The following is a 22,484-nucleotide window of genomic DNA, read 5'->3' on the forward strand; positions in this document are numbered from 1 at the left end:
TCATCACTGCACTCCCGACCTGCTCGTGCCCTTGCTGAAGTGCTTCTCCAGGTAGTGCTGGCCGACCATCAGCACACTCGTCACGACCAGGTACCACGTCGACGCGACGAGGAGCATCGGGATGGGCTGGAAGTTCACGCCGGAGATGTCGCGCGCCCGGCCGTACAGTTCGAGGCTGAACGGCACCGCCGCGACGAGGCTGGTCGTCTTCAGCATGCTGATCAGTTCGTTGCCGGTGGGCGGAATGATCACGCGCATCGCCTGCGGCAGCACCGTGCGTCGCATCGTCTGCGCCCACGACATGCCCAGCGCCGTCGACGCCTCCGTCTGTCCGTCGCCCACCGACGAGATGCCCGCACGCACGATCTCGGCCATATACGCCGCCTCGTTGAGACCCAAGCCGATGACGGCGAAGAAGAATGCCGCGTTGAGTGCCTGAATGTCGATGTGCGCGAACTGCGTCACGAACGGGATGCCGATGTCGATCCGCTTGTAGATCGATCCGAATAGACCCCAGAACACCAGTTGGACGTACACCGGCGTGCCGCGGAAAATCCAGATGTAGACCCAGGCACACGACCGCAGGACCGGATTGTCGGTCAGCCGCATCACCGCCAGCGCGACACCGAGGACGACGGCGATCGCCATGGCCAGCACGGTCAGCGCCAGGGTGTAGCCGACACCGGCCAGGATCCTGGTGTCGAACAGATAGGCCGCGTAGGTGTGCCAGCGATACGCCGGGTTCGTCGCCGCGCCGTAGAGGAACAATCCGACGAGACCGAGCACCACGGCCGCGGCCACCCACTGACCCGGGTGGCGCAGCGGCACCGCGCGGATCGTCGCCGAGTCGCCGGGGTCCGGTTCGGCTGGTTCAGCGGGTTGCCCCAAGGGTGCTACTCCTTTGCGCCGTTGATGACCGATGTGCGAATCATTCCAGCACTGACGCCCCAGTGCTGGGCAATCGTCGCGTACTGACCGTTGTCGATCAGGTACTGCATCGCGTCGCGCAACGGTTGAGCCAGGCCGGAACCCTTTGCGACAGGCATTCCGTAGGGGGCGGCGTCGTACACGGGGCCGACCGGCTCGAGCTGGCCGTCGGTCTTCTTGATGGCGTAGGCGGTGACCGGCGAGTCGGCCGACATCGCGTCGACCTGCCCGAGGAGCAGTGCGTTGACGGTCTCGTCCTGGCTGTTGAACTTGATCTTGCGGATCGGTTCCTTGCCCGCCGCGTCGCACGCCGCGGACTTGGCGGGCACCTCTTGAGTGTCCTGCACCGTCGTCGACTTGACGCCGACCCGCTTGCCGCACGCGTTGTCCGGGTCGATCGCGTCACCCGATCGCTGTGCCCATTGCACGCCGGCGGAGAAGTAGCTGATGAAGTCGACCTGCTTCTCGCGCTCGAGGGTGTCGGTGAAGGCCGACATGCCGACGTGGAAGGTGCCTGCCTGGACGGCCGGAATGATCTTCGCGAACTCCGACTCGACCAGGCGCACCCGCAGACCCAGCACCTTGCTCAACGCCCGGACGAGGTCGACGTCGAAGCCGATGATCTCGCCGTCGCGGTTCTTGAACTCGTTCGGCTGGTACGGCGGATTGGTGCCGACGACCAGCACACCACCGTCGCGGACACCGGCGGGCAGCTGCGCCGCGATCTGTGGCTGCGCGGCGACGTCGACCGTGATCGGCTTGGTGTCGAGCGCCGACTCGTCGTTGGTACACGCGATGACTCCGACGGCGAGCAATGCCGCGACGGCTAGACCGCCCACCCGCCGGACGCGATTCATCAGTGCGCCGCGTCGTCCCAGGACCGGCCGTAGCCGATCGACACGTCCAGGGGCACCGACAGGCTGATCGCGCTCCCCATCTCGTCGCGCACGACCTTCTCCACGGTGTCCCGCTCGCCGCGCGCGATCTCCAGCACCAGTTCGTCGTGGACCTGCAACAGCATGCGGCTGCGCAACTTCTCCTCGAGGAGGCGGCGGTGCACGTTGATCATCGCGACCTTGATGATGTCGGCGGCACTCCCCTGGATCGGCGCGTTGAGCGCCATGCGCTCGGCGGCCTGCCGCCGCTGCCAGTTGTCACTGTTGAGGTCGGGCAGATATCGCCGACGCCCGTAGACCGTGGCCGTGTACTCGTTGCGACGGGCGACGTCGACGACGTTGTGCAGGTAGTCGCGCACCCCGCCGAAGCGGGCGAAGTACGCCTCCATCTGCTCCTTCGCCTCGTCGCGACTAATGCCGAGCTGAGCGGCGAGACCGAAAGCCGACAGCCCGTACGCCAGCCCGTACGACATCGCTTTCACGCGGTGGCGCATCTCGGCCGTCACCCCGTCGATCGGCACGCCGAAAGCCCGCGACCCGACGAAATTGTGGAGGTCCTCGCCGGTGTTGAACGCCTCGATCAGCCCCTCGTCCTCGGAGAGGTGGGCCATGATCCGCATCTCGATCTGGCTGTAGTCGGCCGTCATCAGGCACTCGAACTCGGCGTCGGGATCCCCACCCCCGGTCACGATGAACCCGCCGCGAATCTGCCGGCCGGCCGGCGTGCGCACCGGGATGTTCTGCAGGTTCGGATCGGTCGACGAGAGTCGGCCGGTCGCCGCGATCGTCTGGTGGAAGGTCGTGTGAATCCGGCCGTCGGGTGCCACCGACTTCAGCAGTCCCTCGACGGTGACCTTCAGTCGCGTCGCATCCCGGTGGTCGAGCAGATGCTCGAGGAACGGGTGCCCGGTCTTCTCGTACAACCCCTGCAACGCGTCGGCGTCCGTCGTGTAGCCGGTTTTGGTCTTCTTCGTCTTCGGCATCTCCAGCTTGTCGAAGAGGATCGCCTGCAACTGCTTGGGCGAGCCGAGGTTCACCTGTTCGCCGATGACGTCGTAGGCGGCCTCGGCGGCCGAGCGCACCCGCTCGGCGAACCCGGCCTCCAACGTCTCCAAATGCTCGGTGTCGATGGCAATGCCGACGGCCTCAAGGTCCGCGAGCACGAACAGCAACGGCAACTCGACGTCGGCGAGCAGGTCGCGGGCGTGGATGCGCTCCAGCTCGGCGTCGAAAGCGGTGGCGAGTTCGGCGATCGCGCGCGCGGCGAGCATCTGCTCGTCGGCCCGCTTCGAGTCGTTCTCCTCGCCGTCGAGCAGGGACAGCTGGCCGTCGTCGGGAACGGCGGCGTCGACGCGGAGTTCGCGGCGCAGGTAGCGCACGGCGAGATCGTCGAGGTTAAAGCTCCGCTGTCCCGGTCGTGCGAGATAGGCCGCCAGAGCGGTGTCGCTGCTGACGCCGGCGAGCTTCCAGCCGCGCCCGCGGAGCGCGTGAAACGCCCACTTCGCGTCGTGGAGGGCCTTGTCGACCGACGGGTCGGCGAACCATTCGCCCAGCGCCTGCTCGTCGTCGGGCGTCATGGTCGTCGGGTCGATGAATGCGCTGACCTCGTCGGCCGCGGCGATCGCGACGCCCTCGACGTCGGAGTCGACCACTCGCTGCGGTCCGCTGATCATCACTCCGCTGCGCCCGGTGCGCGCATGCTCGTCGAGCCAGGCGCGAACCGCTCCGGGCGCGAGCGCCTCGCCGTCGAGGTCGAACCCGGAATCCGCCTCCGGTTCCGGTGAGGACAGGGTGGAGAACAGGCGGTCGCGCAGCACCCGGAACTCGAGGTCGTCGAAGAGCTTGTGGATCTGCTCGCGATCCCAGCCGGCGAGGGCGAGTTCCTCCGGGCCGGCAGGCAGATCGACGTCGCGCACCAACTCGGTCAGTTCCCGGTTGGTCAGGACGGCAGACAGATTGGCCCGCAGCGCATCGCCCACCTTGCCGCGCACGTCCTCGACGTTGTCGACGAGGCCGACGAGCGATCCGTACTCGCGAATCCATTTGGCCGCGGTCTTCTCGCCGACGCCCGGGATTCCCGGCAGGTTGTCCGACGGGTCACCGCGCAGCGCCGCGTAGTCGGGGTACTGCTGCGGGGTCAGGCCGTACTTCTTCTCGACCTCCTCAGGAGTGAACCGCGTCAGTTCCGAGACTCCGCGCTTCGGATAGAGGACGGTGGTCTCCGGGTCGACGAGTTGCAGGGCGTCCCGGTCGCCCGTGACCACCAGGACCCGGTAGTCCTTCTCCCGTGCCTGCGTGGTGAGCGTCGCGATGACATCGTCAGCCTCGAAGCCATCGACCGCGAATACCGGAATGCCCATGGCGCCGAGGACCTCTTTGGTGAGATCGACCTGTCCGCGGAACTCGTCGGGCGACTTGTCGCGCTGCGCCTTGTACTCCGGGTAGCGCTCCGAGCGAAAGGTCTTCCGCGACACGTCGAATGCCGCCGCGATATGCGTAGGCTGCTCGTCGCGCAGCAGGTTGATGAGCATAGACGTGAAGCCGTAGACCGCGTTGGTGGTCTGCCCACCTGCGGTTTTGAAGTTCTCGGCGGGCAATGCGAAGAAAGCTCGGTAGGCCAGCGAATGCCCATCGAGCAGCATGAGCAGCGGACGCTCGTCGGCTGCTTGCGCGGCGGAGGGCTTTGAGGCTGACTTCTGCGCTGGACTCACGGAACGAAGTCTAGTGGTGAGCCCCGACGGTGCGAGTTGCACCGGGCAGACGATCGAATTGCTCGGCGCTCGGGCTGAGCGCCGGCTGGCGACCTGCTACCCCGGCCCCGCCCGGTACAGCCATACGGTGTTGCCGATCAATTCGCCCGTCGGCGCCCACCGGTAGTGGCGCGACTGACCGTTCCCCTCGTACTCCGCGACGAAATCGCGCAGTCGTGCACGGTTCTGGTTGCCCGCCGCGATGCCGCGGATCACCACCGTCGCGAGATCGTAGGCCTCCAGCGAATACCGCGGGGGCGCACCGAATCTCGGCGTGAAGGCGGCGGTGAAAGGGTCCGGATCCGCGGCACACGAACACGACAGCACGGCGCCGGCAGCGGCATCGCTGGCGAGCCCGAGGAATTCGGGACCGATGGCCTCGTTCCCCGCCGCGAACAGCACGGTCGGGGCAGCCTCGCGCAGCGCTTTGGCGAACGGCCCGGCGTCGCGCGCGGCCCCGGCGAAGAAGACGGCGTCGGCTCCGGCCTTGACGACTTCGGCCGCGCGCGCGGCGTTGGCCGGATCGCCGCGCCGCACGTTGGCCGAGCACGACTCGACGGCCGCCTCCCCGAGCCCCTGGGTGACCGCGCGGGCCAGCGCGGCACCGCCGTCCGTGTCGTCGGCGATCACGCAGACCCGCTTTCGTCCGGCGGTCCCGACGAGGTAGCGCGCGACGGACTCCCCCTGGACATCGTCGTTGTTCACCCCGCGGAAGAAGGTCTTCCACCCCTTGTCGGTCAATGTCGGAGCGGTGGCCGACGGACTCAACATGACCACACCCGCATCGTCGAACGTCGGTCCGGCGACCAGGACCTCCGCTGACGAGAGCGGGCCGATGACCGCCAGGACGTTGCCGTTGCGCGCTAGCCGTTTGGCCTGGTCGGCGGCGGTGACGGTGTTGCCCTGGGAGTCGACCCGCACGACGATCAGCGGGCACTGGGGGTTCTTGGCGTTGTGCTGGTCGACGGCCAGTTGAACGCCGTTCGCGACGCCGGCACCGTCAACCCCGTCACGGGTGGTGAGGTCCCCGGCGACGGCGATCGTCAGACGCCGGCATTTGGCTTGCCCGTTGCCCGCCGGGTCGGCCGGTCCGGACAACGCGGGCGTGTCGAACCGCTTGCCCGCGAGGTTGATCTGCCCGATCGGACTGATCGCAAGATTCAGATCCGACGATGGCCTCGGCGCGCTCGCCGGCGAGGAGACGCCACTGCTCCGAGAGTCCGGTGACGAGGCCGGGACGGCGACGTCGGTGGTCGCGCATCCCGTCGCGACGGCGGCAGCCGTCGTCAACACCGCGAGTACGAGCAAGCCGCGTCGCATTCTCATCGCCTGGCCCTCACTATTTGACGTTCGCGATGACCACCTCGGCCACCTGCTTCATCGTCGTCCGACGATCCATCGCCGTGCGCTGAATCCAGGCAAATGCCTCTGGTTCGGTCATCGCGTGCTGGCTCATCAGCAAACCTTTGGCCCGGTCGACCAGTTTGCGGGTCTCAAGCGTCTCCTGCACCGATTCGACCTCGGCCTCCAAGGCGGTCAGCTCCCGGTAACGGCTGACCGCCACCTCGATCGCGGGCGCGAGATCGGCCTTGGAAAACGGCTTGACCAGGTACGCCATGGCGCCGGCGTCGCGCGCCTTCTCGATGAAGTCCCGTTGGCTGAACGCCGTCAGCATGACGACGGGTGCGAGCCGCTTCTCCGCGATCTCGGTCGCCGCGTCGATCCCGTCGCGGACCGGCATCTTGATATCCATGATCACGAGGTCGGGGCGCAGGCTCTCCGTCAGGTCGACCGCGATCTGGCCGTTGGGAGCCTCGCCGACCACGTCGTAGCCCTCTTCGGCCAGCATTTCGACCAGGTCCATTCGGATCAGCGAGTCATCCTCGGCGACCAGCACCCTGCTGGGCCGTTGGTCATCGGCTGCCACAGGCATCCTCTCCATCTGCAGAAACGTCAGGTGATGAGACTACCGGGCGCGGTTGGCAAGCCGGTGCGTTCATCCACTAAACTCAAGAACCGCGCCCTCGTAGCCCAATTGGCAGAGGCAACGGATTCAAAACCCGTCCAGTGTGAGTTCGAGTCTCACCGAGGGCACCAAACAACCTTCAGTAGCCCTAGTTTCTGCCGCGGCCGAGGCTGAGCAATTCACGCGAAATATCCTCGGGCACCACTTCGCGGGGAATGAGGATGCCGGTCTGCAATCCGCGCAGCGTGAGCACCAGCACGCCGTCGATGTCATTGACTCGTTTGATGTTCGACTTCTGCACGGTCTGCACATGACTCCCGAGCCGGACGCCTAGCCAGTCGGGGCCGTAGTCCGCGACGATGGGAGCGCCTTGCGGCACAAGTTGTTGCAGGTGGGCTTTGGTCCCACGCAGCAGGCTATAGCCTAAGACAGCGCCGCCGGAGCCACAGACAGAGATGATCGGCAACATGGTGAGCCAGTCGAGCGACCCCTGACTCATCCATACCAAGGCGACCATCACAAGCGGGGCCGACACCATCAATCCCACTGCCCACGACGCCGCGCTACTGCGCCGGGAAGCCCGGGCCAGCCGGTCCGCCAGTGCACCGTCCGCAACAGCTTCGACGTGAACCGTATCCGCGGCCGGAGACAGTACTTCCGGGCCCGGGTATATGGGCTGATGAGCCGGCGGAGACGCCTGCGCGCGCAGGCGCCACTGGCCTGACAAAAGGCCGGCCTTAATGTGTTCGGGTACCAGGCTCTCTGGGATCAGGAGTGGAGTGTCGCCCCCGGACAGCACCAGGACGCGGCTGACGCGGCGCACTCGCTTCAGATGGGCGAGCATCACCGTCTGATAGGTGCCGTCCCAACCGCACCCGATCCACTCCTCGCCGAAGTCGGCGTAGAGCAACGACCCCGCAGGCAATTGCGCGGCCCAGCGACCGCGACCGCGGCCCAGGGATCCGACAACCGGCAGACCGATGAGGATAATCGCTCCGATTACCGGCGAAGCCACCAAGATCGAGACGCTGGTGATCGTGTGGTACTGCCACATCGACGGACCGCCCATCACCAGGCCGAACAAGGATCCCGCGGCGAGCATCGGAACTATCAGCGCACCGGGGAGTACCGCCACCCACACGACCGGGGAGCTGACGAACTCAGCGTTGGCAAGATCATTCGTGAGCTGCCGCGTGGCTGTCAGGCGGGTGCGCAGAACACCCGGCAGGGTGTCGCGCTCAAACGTAGGTTTCATGGGCTTCCCGATCGGCCGATTGATTGGCCGCTGACGTTACCCGGGTGCCACGTCGCACATCATTCGTCCGGCTGGCCTCCACTAGCGACGAGGACTCCATCAGTCCCCCAGCGCGGCGATCGCCCGGCTGGCAGTGACGACGACTTCGTCCATCCACTCGGGCACGCCGTCGCTACCGGGACCTATGTAGGGGCGCACCAATCCGTACGGCGACTGCCGGATCGCGATGTCCAGGACGCGGCGTCGTCGCTCGGTGGCCCGGCCATATCGTCGGGTGCACAACCGCGCCATCGCCGCGAACACGTCGTCGTTGAGAGTCTCGACCTCGTCGGCGTACCGCTGCGGCGGTGCCTGCCGCACGCGTTCCCAGCGGTAGAGCGTCATCGCCGCCGCCTCGGCCGGTTCCAGACGGCAGTACCGCGGGATGTGCATCGCGGTGGCGAGTACCGCATCGGCGGGAGAACCGTCGTCCAACGCGTCGAGCAGCCCCACATGAAAGCGCCGAATGGAGCGCACCCATAGCGCCACGAACAGCTCCTCGCGAGAAGCGAAGCGGTGATACACCGACCCCACCGGCCCGCCGAGCTCGGCCGCCACCAAAGCCACCGACGCATCCTTGCCGACACTGAACACCACATCACGGGCCGCATCGAGAATCTGTTCCGCGCTGAACTTGCTGGGTCTTGCCACGATCTGATCGTAGAGCTAGTTTTAGAACATGCCAATTAGAATTGATCAACTAAAACACTCGCCTCCACGACGTCTCTCCGACGCCCTGACACCCCACTTCGCCGAACACCACCATCGGGTGATCGCCGCCGGCATCGACGACACGTGGCGAGCGCTCCAGGAAACCACCTGGTCCGACCTCCTCATCACCAAGCCGCTCATGCGGATCCGCGGCCACTCGCTCGCCGACGCCACCCGTCGTCGGCTCCTCGATCCGCCGAGCCCGATGGCGCCGATACACGAAGAGGCGCCGCACTACCTCTGCAGCGGGATGATCGGGCGGCCATGGCAATTGCACGGCGACGAGCGCGACGTGCCCGACCTCGCCGCGCTCGTCGCCTTCGATGAGCCCGGCTGGCTGAAATACGGGGCGGAGTTCGTCCTTGTCGAACTCCCCGACGGCCGGACCAGGCTCGAAACGACGACGTTGTGCGAGGCGACCGACTCCGCCACCCGCCGGAAGTTCGGCTGTTACTGGGCAGTGATTCGTCCGTTCAGCGGACTAATCCGGCGCGACATCCTGCGAGCGATCGACCGGCGGACGCAGCATCAGACCGCCGCCGCCCACCCCACAGACCGGCCGACGTCATGATCACCGACGCCCAGTGGGCCCAAGCGTGCCTGGTCGTGCGCCGCGCCGTCAGATCGTCGCTGTGCTGCAGCATCGCGAGCACGAATCCCGACGGCTCGCCGCACGTCACACCGATCGGATCGGTGATGCTCGGCGATCCCGGGACGGCCATCTACTTCGAGGCATTCAACAAACGCCTCGCCGCCAACGTCGATCGCGACCCGAACATCGCGATCCTGGCCGTCGACAGCAGGCAACGCCTGTGGCTGCCCGCACTGATGCGGGGAAGGTTCTCCGCCACCCCGGGCCTCCGTCTGCTCGGTCGGGTGGCACCCGTGCGAGCCGGCACAAGCGACGAAATCGAGCGATTCCGCCGCGTTGTCGGACCGCTGTTGCGGACTCGCGGCGGTGCCGCGCTATGGGGCTCCTTGGATACGGTGCGCGACGTCGAGATCGACCGCATCCAGCCCCTCGATCTGGGGCCGATGACACATTCCTGGCGCGCGACCCAACCACGCGCGCGGCGGTGACCAACCAAATTGCCCGGCAACCAAACCGATCTCTGATCGACTCGGGGCGCAGCTTCATCGGCGTCAATCCCCGAACGACGATCCCGCTACGGCACGCTGATAGCGCTCCGCGATGAGTTTGAGGAGCGGAACCAGCTCGGGCGGCGATTCGACGGTGAAGTCCATCGTCAGCATGCCGATGTAGGCCGCGATGGTGTCGAGACTGTCCGCTCCGGTGACGAGGACGCAGTGATTGTCGTCGATCGGTTCGACGACACCGACCGCGGCGTGGATGCGGGCGAGCACACTCTCGGCCGACGCCTCGATTCGCAAGCGCGCGTGCACTTTCCAGGCACTGATGGCGATGCTTCGCATGGCGAACGCCGTGTAGTCGCCGCCGGGAAGCGGCTGCGGGTCGAAACGCCGCCCCGTCGGCATTCTCGGCTTCATCCAGTCCGCGCGGTACGTCGCCCACTGCCCGTCCTGCGGGTCGCGGCCGACGAGATACCAGCGCCGGTGCCAGGTCAGCAGCCGGTACGGCTCGACGAGCACCGGCCGATCCTGGTAGTCGAAGCGCAACCATTCCTCGGCGCGGATCGCCGCCGCCACGGCCCGAAGCACCGCGGCGTCCACTTCGGGATCGGGAGCGTCCGTGTCGTCATTCTCCGGTGCCCGGTCGACGGTGGACCGCAAGGCATCGACGGTCGGCCTGATACGGGACGGAAGCACCTGCTCAAGCTTCGCGAGCGCTCGCGCGCCGGCCTCGTCGACGCCCGCGATGCCGGCGGCAACCCGCAGTCCGACGGTGACGGCAACGGCCTCCTCGTCGTCGAGCAGCAACGGCGGCAGCTTCCCGCCCGCACCGAGCCGGTAGCCACCAACGGCCCCGCGGTTCGCGTCGACCGGGTAGCCGAGACCGCGCAGGCGCTCGATGTCGTGACGAATGGTGCGAGGCGTCACGCCCAGCCGTTCGGCCAGCTCCCGCCCCGAGCGTTCCGGCGCCGACTGCAGCAGCGCCAGAAGCGCGAGAAGTCTCGCTGTCGGGTCGGCCATGGAAACCTCCGAAAAGTCGGTGCAATATTAGGAAATGATCGTACCTATTTGCGATCTAGCGTTGTCGATATGAACAACACAAACACCGCTCTCGAAGTCCACCCGTTCACCGTGTCGGTCAGTGCCGACGACATCGCGGATCTCCACGATCGCCTCGATCGCACCCGTCTCCCCCAGCCTTCGCCGTCGGACGACTGGGACGCCGGAACGCCGAACTCGTATCTTCGCGAGGCGGTCGAGGCCTGGCGCGCCTTCGACTGGCCCGCCGCCGAGGCGCGGATCAACTCCGTGCCGCACTTCACCACCGAGATCGACGGCCAGACCATCCACTTCGTGCACGTCCGTTCCGCACACGAAGGCGCCACCCCGCTTCTCCTGGCCCACACCTATCCCGGGTCGGCGATCGACTACCTCGACATGATTGACAGGCTCGTGGATCCGGTGGCACACGGAGGCCGCGCCGAAGACGCGTTCGACGTCGTGATCCCCGACGCGCCCGGATACGGCTTCTCACAACCTCTTTCCTCGTCCGGCTGGACGAGCGCACGCGTCGCGGCGGCCTACGACCGGCTCATGCGCGGACTCGGCTACGACCGCTACGGCGTCCACGGTTCCGACAAGGGAGCCATGATCGCCCGCGAACTCGGATTGCTGAACCCGGAGGGCTTCCTCGGTTTGCATGTGCTGCAACTCTTCTCGTTTCCGTCCGGCGATCCCGCGGAGTTCGAGAAGCTGGAACCGGGCGACTACGCCGGGTTGGAGCACATGCAGTGGTTCCAGTCGGTCGGCGGATACAACACGATGAACGCCTCGCGGCCCCAGACGGTGGCGGTGGGCCTGAGCGATTCCCCGATCGGACTGCTCGCCTACAGTGAGCTGTTCAACTCCTTCGGCAACGGCACTTCCCTCGTGCCGATGGAGACGATCCTTCTCGAAGTCAGCGTGAACTGGTTCGCCAATGCGGCGTCGGGCATGGGCCGCAGCTACCTGGAAGACGCACGCATCGAGTCCGAAGATCGAATCAACGAGGCCCCGACGGGGGTCGCCGTCTTCGCCGACGATTTCCAGACGATCAGAGTCTTCGCCGAACGCGACAACTCGAACATCGTGCATTGGAGCCGGTTCGACGAGGGCGGCCACTTCGCCGCCCTGGAGCGCCCGGCTGTTGTCGCCGACGACATCCGCGCGTTCTTCGCCGGACTCCTCACCTAGGCGGCGGACTGCCTCCTCGCCCGGCCGGGCGAGGAGGCTTTCCGAAATTCGCCAGACCAAGGCTGCCGTCTATTAGGATTCGACGCTCGCAACAATTACAGCCAGCTCCTCCGACGCGCCAACAACTGACCGGGAGAAAGACACCGTGCGGACCGTCATCATCATCACCATCGGCATCGTCGCGGCACTCGCCGCTCTGGCGATAGGGCGCCGAAGCGAACGGCTCGGGGTCCGCCGCGCGGCGATCGCCTTCGTCACCGTCTGGGCCATCGCGATGGTCGTGAACATGGGCATCGGCATCAGCCACGGCTACACCCTCGCCGAAGAACTGCCCATCTTGCTGATCAATATCCTGCCCGCCGCACTCGTCGCCGGGGTGGGCGCCTACCTACTGGAGCAGCGCTCCGGCACCGGCCGGTAGCGACTGGAGGATCGGCGCGCTCGGTCAAGATCCGATCAGCCTGATTTCATCCCTCTCCCGCGCCCGCAGTTGCGGCTAGCGTCTGGAACTCATGTTCATCAACAAGACGCGCTGCGTTCACCTGGCGCCGGGGTGCGCTCATGGCTGAACTCCGAACCGCGCGCGTCGACGGCGAGGGCGTCGCCGTGGATTCCGCCGAGCCTTCCGTCGTCGACGTGCTCTTCGACGGAAAGTGGGTGTGGTCCTTTCAACCGGCGCGTGACACCAGGCGGGTGTTACTCCTGGGTGCGGCGAACCGCCTGGCCCCCTGGCCCGACAGCCTCAAGCCGTATCTGCGGGGTTCCGGGCACATCACCGTGCGCGACCGTTCCGCCGACCGCACCCTCTACGAGGGTGAGCACGTCTTCGACGACAGCGGCGAGCGGGTGAACATCGTCGACCGTGCCGGACGGCCTCTCACCGTCGACAAGGCCGGCGACCTGCAGTGCGCATTCGCCGAGCGCGGCGAGGCCACCATCAACGCGCTGCTCGACGCCGTCGAGGACGTTCTCGCGCGGCTGACCGACGCCGGGGTGGACGCCTTTCTCGCCTACGGCGCACTGCTCGGCGCCGTTCGCGAGGGCACCTTCATCGCCCACGACTCCGATGCCGACGTGGCCTACTTGAGCAGGCACACCACTCCGGTGGACGTGATGCGCGAGTCGTACGCGCTGGAACGGGTCATGATCGAGGCGGGCTACTGGACGTGGCGATTCTCAGCGGGCGATTTCAAGGTGATCGTCCCCGACGCCGAAGGCGGCCGAGCCATCGACGTCTTCGCGGGTTTCGTCGTCGAGGACACCTTCTACCTGCTGCCCGAGGTGGTGTCGGAGAAGTTCCACCGCGACATCGTCCTGCCGTTGGGCAAGGTCGAACTCCACGGCCGATCCATCGTGGCGCCCGCCGACCCGGAGGCGCTGCTGGCCATCACCTACGGCTCTGGCTGGCGCATCCCCGACCCGTCGTTCAAGTTCGACGTGCCGCGCTGGGCGCGGCATCGTCTCGACGGATGGCTGCGGGGCAACGATGGCAATCACGACCACTGGTGGCCGTTCTACTTCGGCCAATCGCAACGATCGGTTCCGACCGAACCGTCACCGTTCGCGCGTTGGTTCCTCGACCGCGAGCCGAACGCCGCCACCCAGATCGTCGATATCGGCACTGGCACCGGGCGCGACGCGTTGTGGTTCGCGCGGCAGGGCCGCGATGTACTCGGTCTCGACTACGTGCCGGCAGCGACCGAACGTGCCGGAATCATCGCGCGGGAGGATGATCTACCCGCGCGGTTCAAGACGCTGAACCTCTACGACATCCGCCAGGTACTCGGCATCGGCGGGGAGCTCTCGCACCGGGACGAACCGCCGATCCTGTACGGACGCTTCTTGATTCATGCCCTGCACGACGCCGGCCGACACAACCTGTGGCGGATCGCCAGCATGAGTCTGCGCCGCGGCGGCAAGTTCTACCTCGAGTTCCGCACCGGCCTGGATGCCGACGCCGAGCACGAATTCGGCGAGCATTTCCGCCGCTACCTCGAACCGCGAAGCGTCGCCGCCGAAATCGAGTCGACCGGCGGCACCATCGAACACCTTGAGGCCGGACATGGCCTCGCCGTCTACAAACAGGAGGATCCCCACGTGTGCAGATTGGTCGCGACATGGGCGCGCTGAAGTCCCGGACAGGTTTGCTCAACGAGCAGTTCGCTCGCGCCGTCGGCTCGGTGACGAAGCTGCGTCAGTTGCCGTCGCGCTTCCGGGAGTTGGAGCGCGAAGTGCAGGAAACCCAACGCCTGCATCAGCGCGTCGCCGAGTTGACCGACGTCGTCGCCGAGGTGCTGGTGCCCGCGGCCGACCGCGACGATAAACGTATTCGCGAGGTCCTGGCGAAGTACAACGAGACGTCGTTCTAGGCGCCCCGCCGCGGCAGGTCGTCGCGCGGCTCGGACCTAGACTGGCCCGATGGCGAGCGAACTGTCCCGCACCCTCGACGAGATCGTCGCGCAGGTGGGTCCGACGCTGCGAACGGCCGGGTTCCGCAAGAGGGGAAGGACCTACAACCGGACGATCTCCCCGGGCTTCGTGCACGTCGTCAACTTTCAGCTCGGGCGCGTCATCGCGCCGTTCGACACGTTGCAGATCCGAGGACGCGGACCCAACCCCTACGCCTACTTCGCCGTGAACCTCGGGGTATTCGTCGCCGAGGCGTGGCGGCTCGAGTCGAGTCGGTTCGGCCCCGAAGGCCCACCCATCGACGACAAGAAATGGATTAGCGAATCCGACTGCCAACTGCGACGCCGTTTATCGCGGCCGCAGGATAATCGGTCGGTCCTGCGCCGGTTCGTCGGCCGAAGAAACGGAGGCGAGTCCTGGCCCCTGGGTGACGCGAGTACCGTTGCCCGGCTCACCACCGCGATCACCACCGACGGGTTCGGCTGGCTGGCGCGCTACCCGGACCGCACCGCCCTGCTGGCGGAATTGGAGGGCAGGCCACCCTCCAGTCACGAGACCTGCGGGATCGGTGGACCCGATCACCTCTTGGCGGTCCGGATGCACCTGGCTTCGGGGAACACGGCGCGGGCGCAGGCGATCTTCACCGACTACGTCCTGCACCGCCGCGCGCACCTCGGTGCCGAACCCCACCTGGGCGGCCATCTGGAGCGTCTGTCGGAGTATGCCGACGAGGTCGGGTTGTCGTTCCCAAACTGACCCCGGTCCCCCGGCCTGCTTTCCCGGCATGGCTACTATCGCGATGGAGACCGCCGTCGGGGTCGGTCGGATCGGGGTGAGATCGAATGGATCTTCGGAAGACAACAGTTCGCGCGATCATCAGTTCGCTGGCGGTGATCGGATTCGTCGCGAGCACCGGCCAGGCGGCCGCCGCGCCGCGCTCGGTCCCGGATGGCCGGTGCGTGATCAGCACAACCGACCGCGACCGCACGATCGACTCGCTGATGAATCATTGCACCGGCCAACAGATCCTGAATCTGTTCGCCGCCGCACCGCTCGGCGCTGCTCCCGTCGGGCGCAAGCCGCTGGCCCTGCTGCCGGTCATGCATGTACGAGGCAAGTTGGCGCCCTACGAGCAAGCCAGAGCATTCACCCAGACTCAGTCCAAGTTCGGTAGCAGCCTCACCTTCACCAAAGGCCCGCAAGGCCAGCCGTGGGTCTACAAGGACTACATCTTCGGCCGCGACATCGGCGCACCGCTGAAGAAGGGCGTCTCGACGTGGGACCGCAAACCCGCATGGACGGCCGACTTCCGAGCCGACTTCTTCGGCGTTCCGGTCAGCATCCACGAATACCGGCAACTGACGCCGACGGTGTGGATCAGCCGCGACACCGGAGGAACCGAGAAGGATCCCCGCGCCGCCAAGTACAGCGGCGGCGCCATGGCCCTGGGCTGACCGCGAGAGCGCTACCCGAGGTGGCGTCGGGCCAGCACGGCGACGCCCAGTGCGACGACATCGGCCGGCTTGGCCACCGATCGGCCGGTCAGCTTCTCCACCCGCCGGAGCCGATACAGCACGGTGTTGCGATGGCAGTGCAGTCGACCGGCGGCCTTGGAACTGGATCCGTCGAGTTCGATCCACGCCTCGACGGTATCCAGCAGGACGTTCCTGTCATCCTCCGGCAGGTCCGCGAGACCACCGAGGATCTGTGCCGCCACCTCCAGCGAAACCGCCGGTTGTGACACGACCAGTGTCTCCACCGGCATCTCGCCGTAGTGCACGACGCCGGCACGCGCGGTGCCGGCGCATCGCAGGGCAAGCGCTGCCTGCCGCCCGCCGGTGGGTGCGTCCTGGAGCAGATCGAACTCCTCGCTGACCCCGATCCGGGCATCGAGATCCGGAGTCCACCGCCGCCGCGTCGTGCCACCCGAGACGACCGAGACCCCCATCCGCAACCCACCGCGATCCACCCACTGAATGGCACCGGCAGGTCCATCGGAGGTGCTCAGCGCACTGATCGGGCTGTCGGTGGCGACAACGACGAGCCGCGAATCGTCGGTCCAGCCGAGCACCGCGGCGGCATGGTCGCGCTGCTGCGGATCGGACGCGTCGTCAAGCAGGTCGAGCACCGCGGCGATGCGGGTTTGTTCCACCCATCGGCCGCGGGAGTCGGTGACTTCGCGGTGCGCCTCGGCGGCCGCTGTCGAGAACTGGTCAAGGATCGACCAAACCTGCATGCCCAGCTCGAACAGCCCGCCCTCCTCGACGCTGCCGGCCGCGACGTCGCCGATTTCGTGCCACAGCTTGATCCCGGCGATCCGGTAGGCGTGCATCACGCCGGCCAAGGGGATCCCGAGTTCGGCTTTCAGGCTCCCGACACGGCGCGCGGGCTCGAGGTCGAGGGTCTCGCCGTCGATCGCGGCGAACAACGCGAGGATGTTGTCACGGGTCACCGCGTCCAACAGGTCGCGCGGCATGGTGCGCTCGGCATAGGCATCCTCCCCGGCGAGGATCTCGTCGGTGACCGACCGGGTCAGCGCGTCGGGATCGACGTGGGCGAGAACCGACCGCCTGCGCGGTTCCGCAAGACTGTGCGACATGCCCACACGCTACCCCCGAACTGTGCACGTGCACAGTCTGCATCTGAAAACTCTGAGCATCGGCCTATTTCAATCCTGCGTCGGCCGCCACAGAATGTACCCACACACTATGTGGTCCGCGACACACCAGGAGACGGCATGCCCACGACGAAAGCCCAGAAATCGGCCTCAATCGACACCGAGCGCCTCGACGCGGCGGTCGCCGCACTCGCCGACGGCGCGGCATCGTGGGCATCGCTTCGCGTCGCCGAGCGGGCCGCGCTGATCGGCCGCACGCACGAGTCAATCGCGCGTGTGGCGGAGCGATGGACTCGCACAGCGACGGACATCAAAGGACTCGATCCGAACTCTCCGCTCGTCGGCGAAGAGTGGCTGTCCGGGCCGTACGCCACGCTGGCCGGCTTCGGCACGGTCGCCCATTCGCTACAGGCACTCGCCGAGGGCAAGTCGCCGTTGGACGGCGTCAAAGCCCGTCCGGTTCCCGGTGGGCGCCTCGCGTGGCGGGTGCTGCCGCACGATCTGCGCGAAGGACTCCTGTTCCACGGGTTTTCCGCCGAGGTCTGGACGCTGCCCGGTGAGAAGGAGGCGGACGTGCGCGCCGGTGCAGGGGCCGCGGCCCGCGACACCGGCGCGTCCGGCGGAGTGTCGCTCGTCCTCGGCGCCGGCAACATCACCTCGATCGGCCCGCTGGACGTCCTCTCCGAGCTGGTCGCCCACAATCGCACGAGCATCCTCAAGATCAATCCGACCTTCGCCAATCTCCTCACCGTCTACCGGGCAGCACTGGCGCCCCTCGTCGAGGCCGACCTGGTCCGCGTCGTCCAAGGAGGCGCCGCCGAGGGCGAGTACCTCTGCCAGCACGACGGCATCTCGCACGTCCACATCACCGGCAGCATCAACACGCACGACGCGATCGTGTGGGGGCGGGGCGCCGACGCCGACGAGCGCCGCCGCGACAACCGCCCGTTGCTGGACAAGCCCATCACCAGCGAACTGGGCGGCGTCTCCCCGATCATCGTCGTCCCCGGCAAGTGGAGCCGCGCCGATCTGCGCTTCCAGGCCGAGAACGTCGCCACGATGCGGTTACACAACGCCGGTCACAACTGCATCGCCGGCCAGGTCGTCGTGCTGGACCGCTCCTGGGACCAGCGCGAGGCCTTCCTGAAAGAGCTCCGGGACGCGCTCGAGCGCATCGCTCCGCGCACCCCGTGGTATCCGGGTAGCCAGTCCCGTCTGTCCGCCGCCGCCGACTCCCACGAATCCGCCGAGGCCTTCTCCGGCGGCCAGCGGGTGCTGATCCGCGCGCAAGCGGGCGAGGACTGCCCCGTCGAGACGACCGAGTACTTCGCCCCGGTCCTCGGTGTGGTCGAACTCGACGCCGACGATGCCGGCGCATTCCTCGACCGGGCGGTCGCGTACTCCAACGACGACCTCGTCGGCACGCTCGGCGCCAACATTCTCATCGCACCCGCGCAGCGCAAACAGCTCGGCACGGCTTTCGACGATGCGGTCGCACGGCTTCGCTACGGCGCGATCGGCATCAACGCGTGGACGGGAATGGCCTTCCTGACGCCCACCGCGACGTGGGGCGCGTTCCCCGGCCACACCCTCGACGACGCGCAGAGCGGTCTGGGGATCGTCCACAACGGCCTACTGATCCCCGACACCGAGCGCACCGTGGTCACCGGACCGTTCCGCCCGTTCCCGCGGTCGGTGCTCGGCGGAGAGTTCTCGCTGTTCCCCAAGCCGCCGTGGTTCGTCACGGCGCGCAGCGCCGCGGGCACCGGCCGAAAGCTGAACGCCTACGCGACCGCCCCCTCGTGGCTGAAACTCCCGGGCATCTTCCTGTCCGCGTTCCGCGCCTGAGCAGACGCTCCCCCGTTCAACTCACCGACGACCTTCAGAACGACGAGGACGACACCCATGACTGACGAGTTCGACTACATCATCGTCGGAGCCGGATCATCCGGCTCGGCGCTGGCCGGCCGACTCTCCGAGAACACCTCGAACAGTGTTCTCGTGCTCGAGGCCGGACCGGAGGCCAAGAGTTCCAAGATCTCCATCCCCGCCGCGTTCGCCCAGTTGTTCAAGTCGGAATTCGACTGGAACTACGAGACGACGCCGCAACCCGGTCTGGACGGCCGGACCGTCTACTGGCCGCGCGGGAAGGTGCTCGGCGGATCGTCGGCGTTGAACGCGATGATGTGGGTGCCCGGTTTCGCGGCCGACTACGACGCCTGGGGCGAAGCGGCCGGCGGCGGCTGGGCCTGGGAGTCGTTGGCTCCGCTGCTCGCCTCGACCCAGATCAGCGTGTCGCCGCAGCGCGACCCGAGAGAACTCACCGCGACCTTCCTGACCGCGGTACGGGAATCGGGTTTCGACGTCGAGCAGGCCAACCGGCCGCAGCCCGACGGCTTCACCCAGACCATGGTCACGCAATCCAACGGTGCCCGGCACAGCGCGGCGAAGGCCTACCTCGATCCGGCCCGCGATCGGCCCAACCTGACGATCCGGACGGGTTCACAGGCGTCCCGCGTCCTGTTCGACGGCAAGGCGGCCACCGGTGTCGAGTATCTGCGCGACGGCGCGCGGCACAAAGCGAAGGCACGGCGAGAGGTAATCCTCTGCGGGGGCGCGGTCAACACGCCGCAGTTGCTGATGCTGTCGGGCATCGGCGACCCGGAGCACCTGCGCGAATTCGGGATCGACGTGGTGGCCGCTGCGCCCGAGGTGGGAGCGAACATGCGCGATCACCTGGTGAGCATGTTCGCCGTCGGCGTCGACGGGAACACTCTGAAGGATGCGACCAGCCTCGGACAGCTCGCCCGCTATCTGCTGCGGCGCAAGGGAATGCTGACCTCGAACGTCGCCGAGGCGTACGGGTTCGTCCGCACCGATCCGTCACTGGAGCTGCCCGACGTCGAGATCATCTTCGCGCCGGTCGCCTACGTCGACGAGGGCCTCACCGGCATTCCCGCGCATGCCCTGACAACGGGGCCGATCCTGTTGCAGCCGCACAGCCGAGGAGGGATCCGGCTCTCGTCGGCCGACCCAACGGCCAAGCCGATCGTCGACCCCAACTACCTGTCCGACCCCGAGGGCATCGACCGCGCGACCATGACTCGCGGCCTGGAGATCACCCAGCAGATCCTGGGCGCACCCAGCCTCAAATCGGTGATCAACGGAACCTACGTGGCGCCGGCGGGCGGCGAACGACTGTCGCCGGAGGACCTGATCACGACGGCGCTCGAACACCTTTCGCACACGCTCTACCACCCGACGTCGACGGCGCGGATGGGCAAGGACGAGAAATCGGTCGTCGACCCCGAACTCAAGGTTCGCGGTGTGGCGGGGCTCCGCGTCGCCGACGCCTCGGTGATGCCCGAGATCATCCGCGGACACACCCACGCCCCCGCGGTCGTCATCGGCGAGCGGGCGGCACAACTCATCGGCGGCCGGCGCTAACGATGCGGCCCGTTACGACGATATGACTTAAGTCACACCCGGCGTATTCTGGGTGAGGTCGGGAGACTCGCAACGATCCACCTAGGAGGCCACGATGGCCAGAGTGACCACAACCCGCCGCCTGATCGCCGCGGTAGCCGCTACCGGGGCCGTCATCACCGGAATCGGCGGATTGGGCGCGACCGCCAATGCCGCACCCAAGATGGGAACGCCCTGCGGCCCGAACAAGGTGATCACCACGATCGGCACGTGTGCGCCGATCAACTCGTCCTGCACCGGCTACGACCTGATGCTCATCGGCCGGGTCGACCGCACCGGGCGTTGCGTGATCCCGGGGATGAACGGCACGACGTGGTGACGTGAGTGGCGTAACGCTCCTGCTCGTCGGTTTCGTCGGCGGTGTCCTCGCGGGAGTGTCGCCGTGCGTCCTCCCGGTACTGCCCGTCGTACTGCTGGGAGGTGCGGGAGCGCCGACGGCAGCGGGCGCGGCCCCGTCGGACACACACCCCGGGCGGCTGCGCGCCGTCAGCATCGTTGCCGGTCTGGCGCTGAGCTTCGCACTCATCACCCTGTTCGGAACACTGCTGCTCGCCGCCCTGAACCTGCCGGCCTCGCTCCTGCGCTGGTTGGGTCTGGCCGCCCTCGTGCTCGTCGGACTGGCGATGCTGGTGCCGTCGCTGGAACAACTGCTGGAACGCGCGTTCGCCCGGATCCCGCAGCGACAGGTGTCCTCGAAAGGCTCCGGCGCCGGCGGCGGCTTCATCCTCGGCCTCGCGCTCGGCGCGGTGTTCGTCCCGTGCGCCGGTCCCGTCCTGGCCGCCATCGCCGTGGCGGGCGCGACCGGGACCATCGGGACCGAGACCGTTCTCCTCACCATCGCCTTCGCGGTGGGCGTATCGATACCGCTCCTGGGCATCGCGCTCGCCGGCAACAAACTCACCTCGCGCGTGCGCGGACTGCAGCGCCGCCAACGCCTCGTCCGCGGCATCGCTGGGGCGATGATCATCGCTCTCGCCGTCGCGCTCACCTTCGACGTCACCGGCGCGATCCAGCGCCGAATCCCCGACTACACCAAGTCCCTTGCCGACCCGCTCAAGGCGCACATCAACGTTCCGGTCGCGGCCGGCAACGGCTCGTTGCGCGCCTGCCAGGAGGCTGCCTTCAACGGCGAGGACAAAGGACTCGAAGACTGCGGACACGCACCCGAGTTCGCCGGCATCGACCAGTGGCTGGGCGGTCCGCCGATGCGGATGGCCGACCAGCGGGGCAAGGTCGTGCTCATCGACTTCTGGGCCTATTCCTGCATCAACTGCCAGCGCTCCCTCCCCCATGTCGAGGCGTGGTGGAAGAAGTACGAGCCGTTCGGTCTGCGAGTCGTCGGAGTGCACACACCCGAATACGCCTTCGAGCGCGACACCGGCAACGTCGTGGCCGGGGCGAAGAAGATGGGGCTCACCTTTCCGCTCGCCATCGACAACGGCTACGGCACCTGGAAGGCGTATCAGAACGTGGCGTGGCCGGCCGGCTACCTCGTCGATGCCACTGGCGTGATCCGGCACGTCAGTCTCGGTGAGGGCAAGTACGACCGCAAGGAGGCCTACATCCGCGCGCTGCTCGCCGCGGCCACTCCCGGCGTCGAGTTGCCGCCGCCGTCGGACCTGCCCGACAACACGCCGGCCGACAAGCAACGCACCCCGGAGGTCTTCCTCGGCGCCTCGAAGCAGCAGATGTACGACGGCACCGGGGAGTACACCGCCGGGGTCCGGACGTTCGCCGACACCGGGCCTCCCGCGCTCCACCGCTATCGCCTGAGTGGGACCTGGACGCTCACCGATGACGGCATCGTCGCTGGTCCGGACGCCAAGCTGACGCTCACCTACCGCGCCCGCGAGGTATATCTGAACGTCGGCGGGTCGGGAACGCTCACGACCGTCGGCGACGGAAGCACCAAGACCGTCCCCGTGTCGGGACCGCCCAACATCCGCACCGTGGCGACCCGCTCGTCGTCGGAACGGGGAACGGTGACGATCTCGTTGTCCCCCGGGCTCACCGCCTACTCGTTCACCTTCGGTTGAGAGATGACAATTGTCATCGCCGCGTCATGACAGACCGTCGCGAAACCGATGACTCTCCCCACTGCCGG

General features: G+C 67.2%; 21 protein-coding genes and 1 tRNA gene. 13 read left to right on the forward strand and 9 right to left on the reverse strand.

Annotated features, from left to right (window positions below; genetic code table 11):
- Positions 1-3: 3 nt before the first annotated feature.
- The 5 genes from GOARA_RS13350 to GOARA_RS13370 form a co-directional block, all read right to left on the reverse strand.
- A complete protein-coding gene (locus GOARA_RS13350) occupies positions 4-888 on the reverse strand; it encodes an amino acid ABC transporter permease (RefSeq protein ID WP_007322925.1) in 885 nt (294 codons plus the stop codon).
- A 5-nt stretch (positions 889-893) separates the two neighbouring features.
- The gene (locus tag GOARA_RS13355) at positions 894-1,784 is read right to left on the reverse strand and encodes an ABC transporter substrate-binding protein (RefSeq protein WP_007322926.1); all 891 of its coding nucleotides are present in this window, start codon (positions 1,782-1,784) and stop codon (positions 894-896) included.
- Positions 1,784-4,534 carry a DNA polymerase I gene (gene polA, locus GOARA_RS13360; RefSeq protein WP_040523261.1) on the reverse strand — a complete coding sequence of 917 codons (2,751 nt, stop codon included), beginning with the start codon at positions 4,532-4,534 and terminating at the stop codon, positions 1,784-1,786. The genes GOARA_RS13355 and polA overlap by 1 nt, the downstream gene beginning before the upstream one ends.
- Before the next feature lie 96 nt (positions 4,535-4,630).
- The gene (locus GOARA_RS13365; RefSeq protein ID WP_007322928.1) at positions 4,631-5,899 is read right to left on the reverse strand and encodes a branched-chain amino acid ABC transporter substrate-binding protein; all 1,269 of its coding nucleotides are present in this window, start codon (positions 5,897-5,899) and stop codon (positions 4,631-4,633) included.
- Positions 5,900-5,912: 13 nt separating this feature from the next.
- Positions 5,913-6,500, reverse strand: coding sequence for an ANTAR domain-containing response regulator (locus tag GOARA_RS13370; protein WP_373277752.1), 588 nt, complete (start codon positions 6,498-6,500; stop codon positions 5,913-5,915).
- A 93-nt stretch (positions 6,501-6,593) separates the two neighbouring features.
- On the opposite strand from GOARA_RS13370, the gene GOARA_RS13375 reads away from it, so the two are divergent.
- Positions 6,594-6,670 (forward strand) — tRNA-Leu (locus tag GOARA_RS13375).
- Between the two features lie 17 nt (positions 6,671-6,687).
- Here the strand turns inward: GOARA_RS13375 and GOARA_RS13380 are convergent.
- Together GOARA_RS13380 and GOARA_RS13385 are read right to left on the reverse strand one after the other, a co-directional pair.
- Positions 6,688-7,794: a hypothetical protein gene (locus GOARA_RS13380; RefSeq protein WP_007322930.1), complete on the reverse strand. Its 1,107-nt coding sequence runs from the start codon at positions 7,792-7,794 to the stop codon at positions 6,688-6,690.
- 99 nt (positions 7,795-7,893) lie between these two features.
- Positions 7,894-8,484, reverse strand: coding sequence for a TetR/AcrR family transcriptional regulator (locus tag GOARA_RS13385; protein WP_007322931.1), 591 nt, complete (start codon positions 8,482-8,484; stop codon positions 7,894-7,896).
- A 28-nt stretch (positions 8,485-8,512) separates the two neighbouring features.
- On the opposite strand from GOARA_RS13385, the gene GOARA_RS19035 reads away from it, so the two are divergent.
- Together GOARA_RS19035 and GOARA_RS13395 are read left to right on the forward strand one after the other, a co-directional pair.
- Complete coding sequence (locus GOARA_RS19035; protein WP_138947696.1) at positions 8,513-9,115, forward strand: hypothetical protein; 603 nt, start codon at positions 8,513-8,515, stop codon at positions 9,113-9,115.
- Positions 9,112-9,624, forward strand: coding sequence for a pyridoxamine 5'-phosphate oxidase family protein (locus tag GOARA_RS13395; protein ID WP_007322933.1), 513 nt, complete (start codon positions 9,112-9,114; stop codon positions 9,622-9,624). The genes GOARA_RS19035 and GOARA_RS13395 overlap by 4 nt, the downstream gene beginning before the upstream one ends.
- 63 nt (positions 9,625-9,687) lie before the next feature.
- On the opposite strand, the gene GOARA_RS13400 is transcribed toward GOARA_RS13395, so the two are convergent.
- The gene (locus GOARA_RS13400) at positions 9,688-10,656 is read right to left on the reverse strand and encodes a helix-turn-helix transcriptional regulator (RefSeq protein ID WP_007322934.1); all 969 of its coding nucleotides are present in this window, start codon (positions 10,654-10,656) and stop codon (positions 9,688-9,690) included.
- A gap of 69 nt (positions 10,657-10,725) precedes the next feature.
- Between GOARA_RS13400 and GOARA_RS13405 the strand changes: the two genes are divergently transcribed.
- The 6 genes from GOARA_RS13405 (at position 10,726) to GOARA_RS13430 (ending at position 15,731) form a co-directional block, all read left to right on the forward strand.
- Positions 10,726-11,868 carry an epoxide hydrolase family protein gene (locus tag GOARA_RS13405; RefSeq protein WP_007322935.1) on the forward strand — a complete coding sequence of 381 codons (1,143 nt, stop codon included), beginning with the start codon at positions 10,726-10,728 and terminating at the stop codon, positions 11,866-11,868.
- A gap of 145 nt (positions 11,869-12,013) precedes the next feature.
- Positions 12,014-12,289: a hypothetical protein gene (locus GOARA_RS13410; protein ID WP_007322936.1), complete on the forward strand. Its 276-nt coding sequence runs from the start codon at positions 12,014-12,016 to the stop codon at positions 12,287-12,289.
- A 140-nt stretch (positions 12,290-12,429) separates the two neighbouring features.
- The gene (locus tag GOARA_RS13415; protein WP_007322937.1) at positions 12,430-13,998 is read left to right on the forward strand and encodes a class I SAM-dependent methyltransferase; all 1,569 of its coding nucleotides are present in this window, start codon (positions 12,430-12,432) and stop codon (positions 13,996-13,998) included.
- Complete coding sequence (locus GOARA_RS13420) at positions 13,968-14,237, forward strand: DUF6752 domain-containing protein (RefSeq protein WP_007322938.1); 270 nt, start codon at positions 13,968-13,970, stop codon at positions 14,235-14,237. Before GOARA_RS13415 ends, GOARA_RS13420 begins: the two co-directional genes overlap by 31 nt.
- A gap of 49 nt (positions 14,238-14,286) precedes the next feature.
- Positions 14,287-15,033, forward strand: a complete 747-nt coding sequence (locus GOARA_RS13425; protein ID WP_007322939.1) for a DUF4304 domain-containing protein — start codon at positions 14,287-14,289, stop codon at positions 15,031-15,033.
- 86 nt (positions 15,034-15,119) lie between these two features.
- On the forward strand, positions 15,120-15,731 hold the full coding sequence (locus tag GOARA_RS13430; RefSeq protein ID WP_007322940.1) for a hypothetical protein: 612 nt from the start codon (positions 15,120-15,122) through the stop codon (positions 15,729-15,731).
- A gap of 11 nt (positions 15,732-15,742) precedes the next feature.
- On the opposite strand, the gene GOARA_RS13435 is transcribed toward GOARA_RS13430, so the two are convergent.
- Entirely contained in the window at positions 15,743-16,876 is a 1,134-nt protein-coding gene (locus tag GOARA_RS13435; protein WP_040523269.1) for a PucR family transcriptional regulator, read from the reverse strand.
- A gap of 138 nt (positions 16,877-17,014) precedes the next feature.
- Here GOARA_RS13435 and GOARA_RS13440 point away from each other — a divergent pair, with 138 nt between their 5' ends.
- The 4 genes from GOARA_RS13440 to GOARA_RS13455 all read left to right on the forward strand — a co-directional run bounded on the left by GOARA_RS13440 (position 17,015) and on the right by GOARA_RS13455 (position 22,416).
- Complete coding sequence (locus GOARA_RS13440; protein ID WP_007322942.1) at positions 17,015-18,742, forward strand: aldehyde dehydrogenase family protein; 1,728 nt, start codon at positions 17,015-17,017, stop codon at positions 18,740-18,742.
- Positions 18,743-18,799: 57 nt separating this feature from the next.
- The gene (locus GOARA_RS13445; RefSeq protein WP_007322943.1) at positions 18,800-20,341 is read left to right on the forward strand and encodes a GMC family oxidoreductase; all 1,542 of its coding nucleotides are present in this window, start codon (positions 18,800-18,802) and stop codon (positions 20,339-20,341) included.
- 94 nt (positions 20,342-20,435) lie between these two features.
- Positions 20,436-20,699 (forward strand): hypothetical protein, encoded by a 264-nt coding sequence (locus GOARA_RS13450; RefSeq protein ID WP_007322944.1) that lies wholly within the window; start codon positions 20,436-20,438, stop codon positions 20,697-20,699.
- A 1-nt stretch (position 20,700) separates the two neighbouring features.
- The gene (locus GOARA_RS13455) at positions 20,701-22,416 is read left to right on the forward strand and encodes a cytochrome c biogenesis protein CcdA (RefSeq protein ID WP_007322945.1); all 1,716 of its coding nucleotides are present in this window, start codon (positions 20,701-20,703) and stop codon (positions 22,414-22,416) included.
- Positions 22,417-22,484 lie beyond the last annotated feature (68 nt).

This window comes from Gordonia araii NBRC 100433 (assembly GCF_000241265.1).
Lineage (GTDB): Bacteria > Actinomycetota > Actinomycetes > Mycobacteriales > Mycobacteriaceae > Gordonia > Gordonia araii.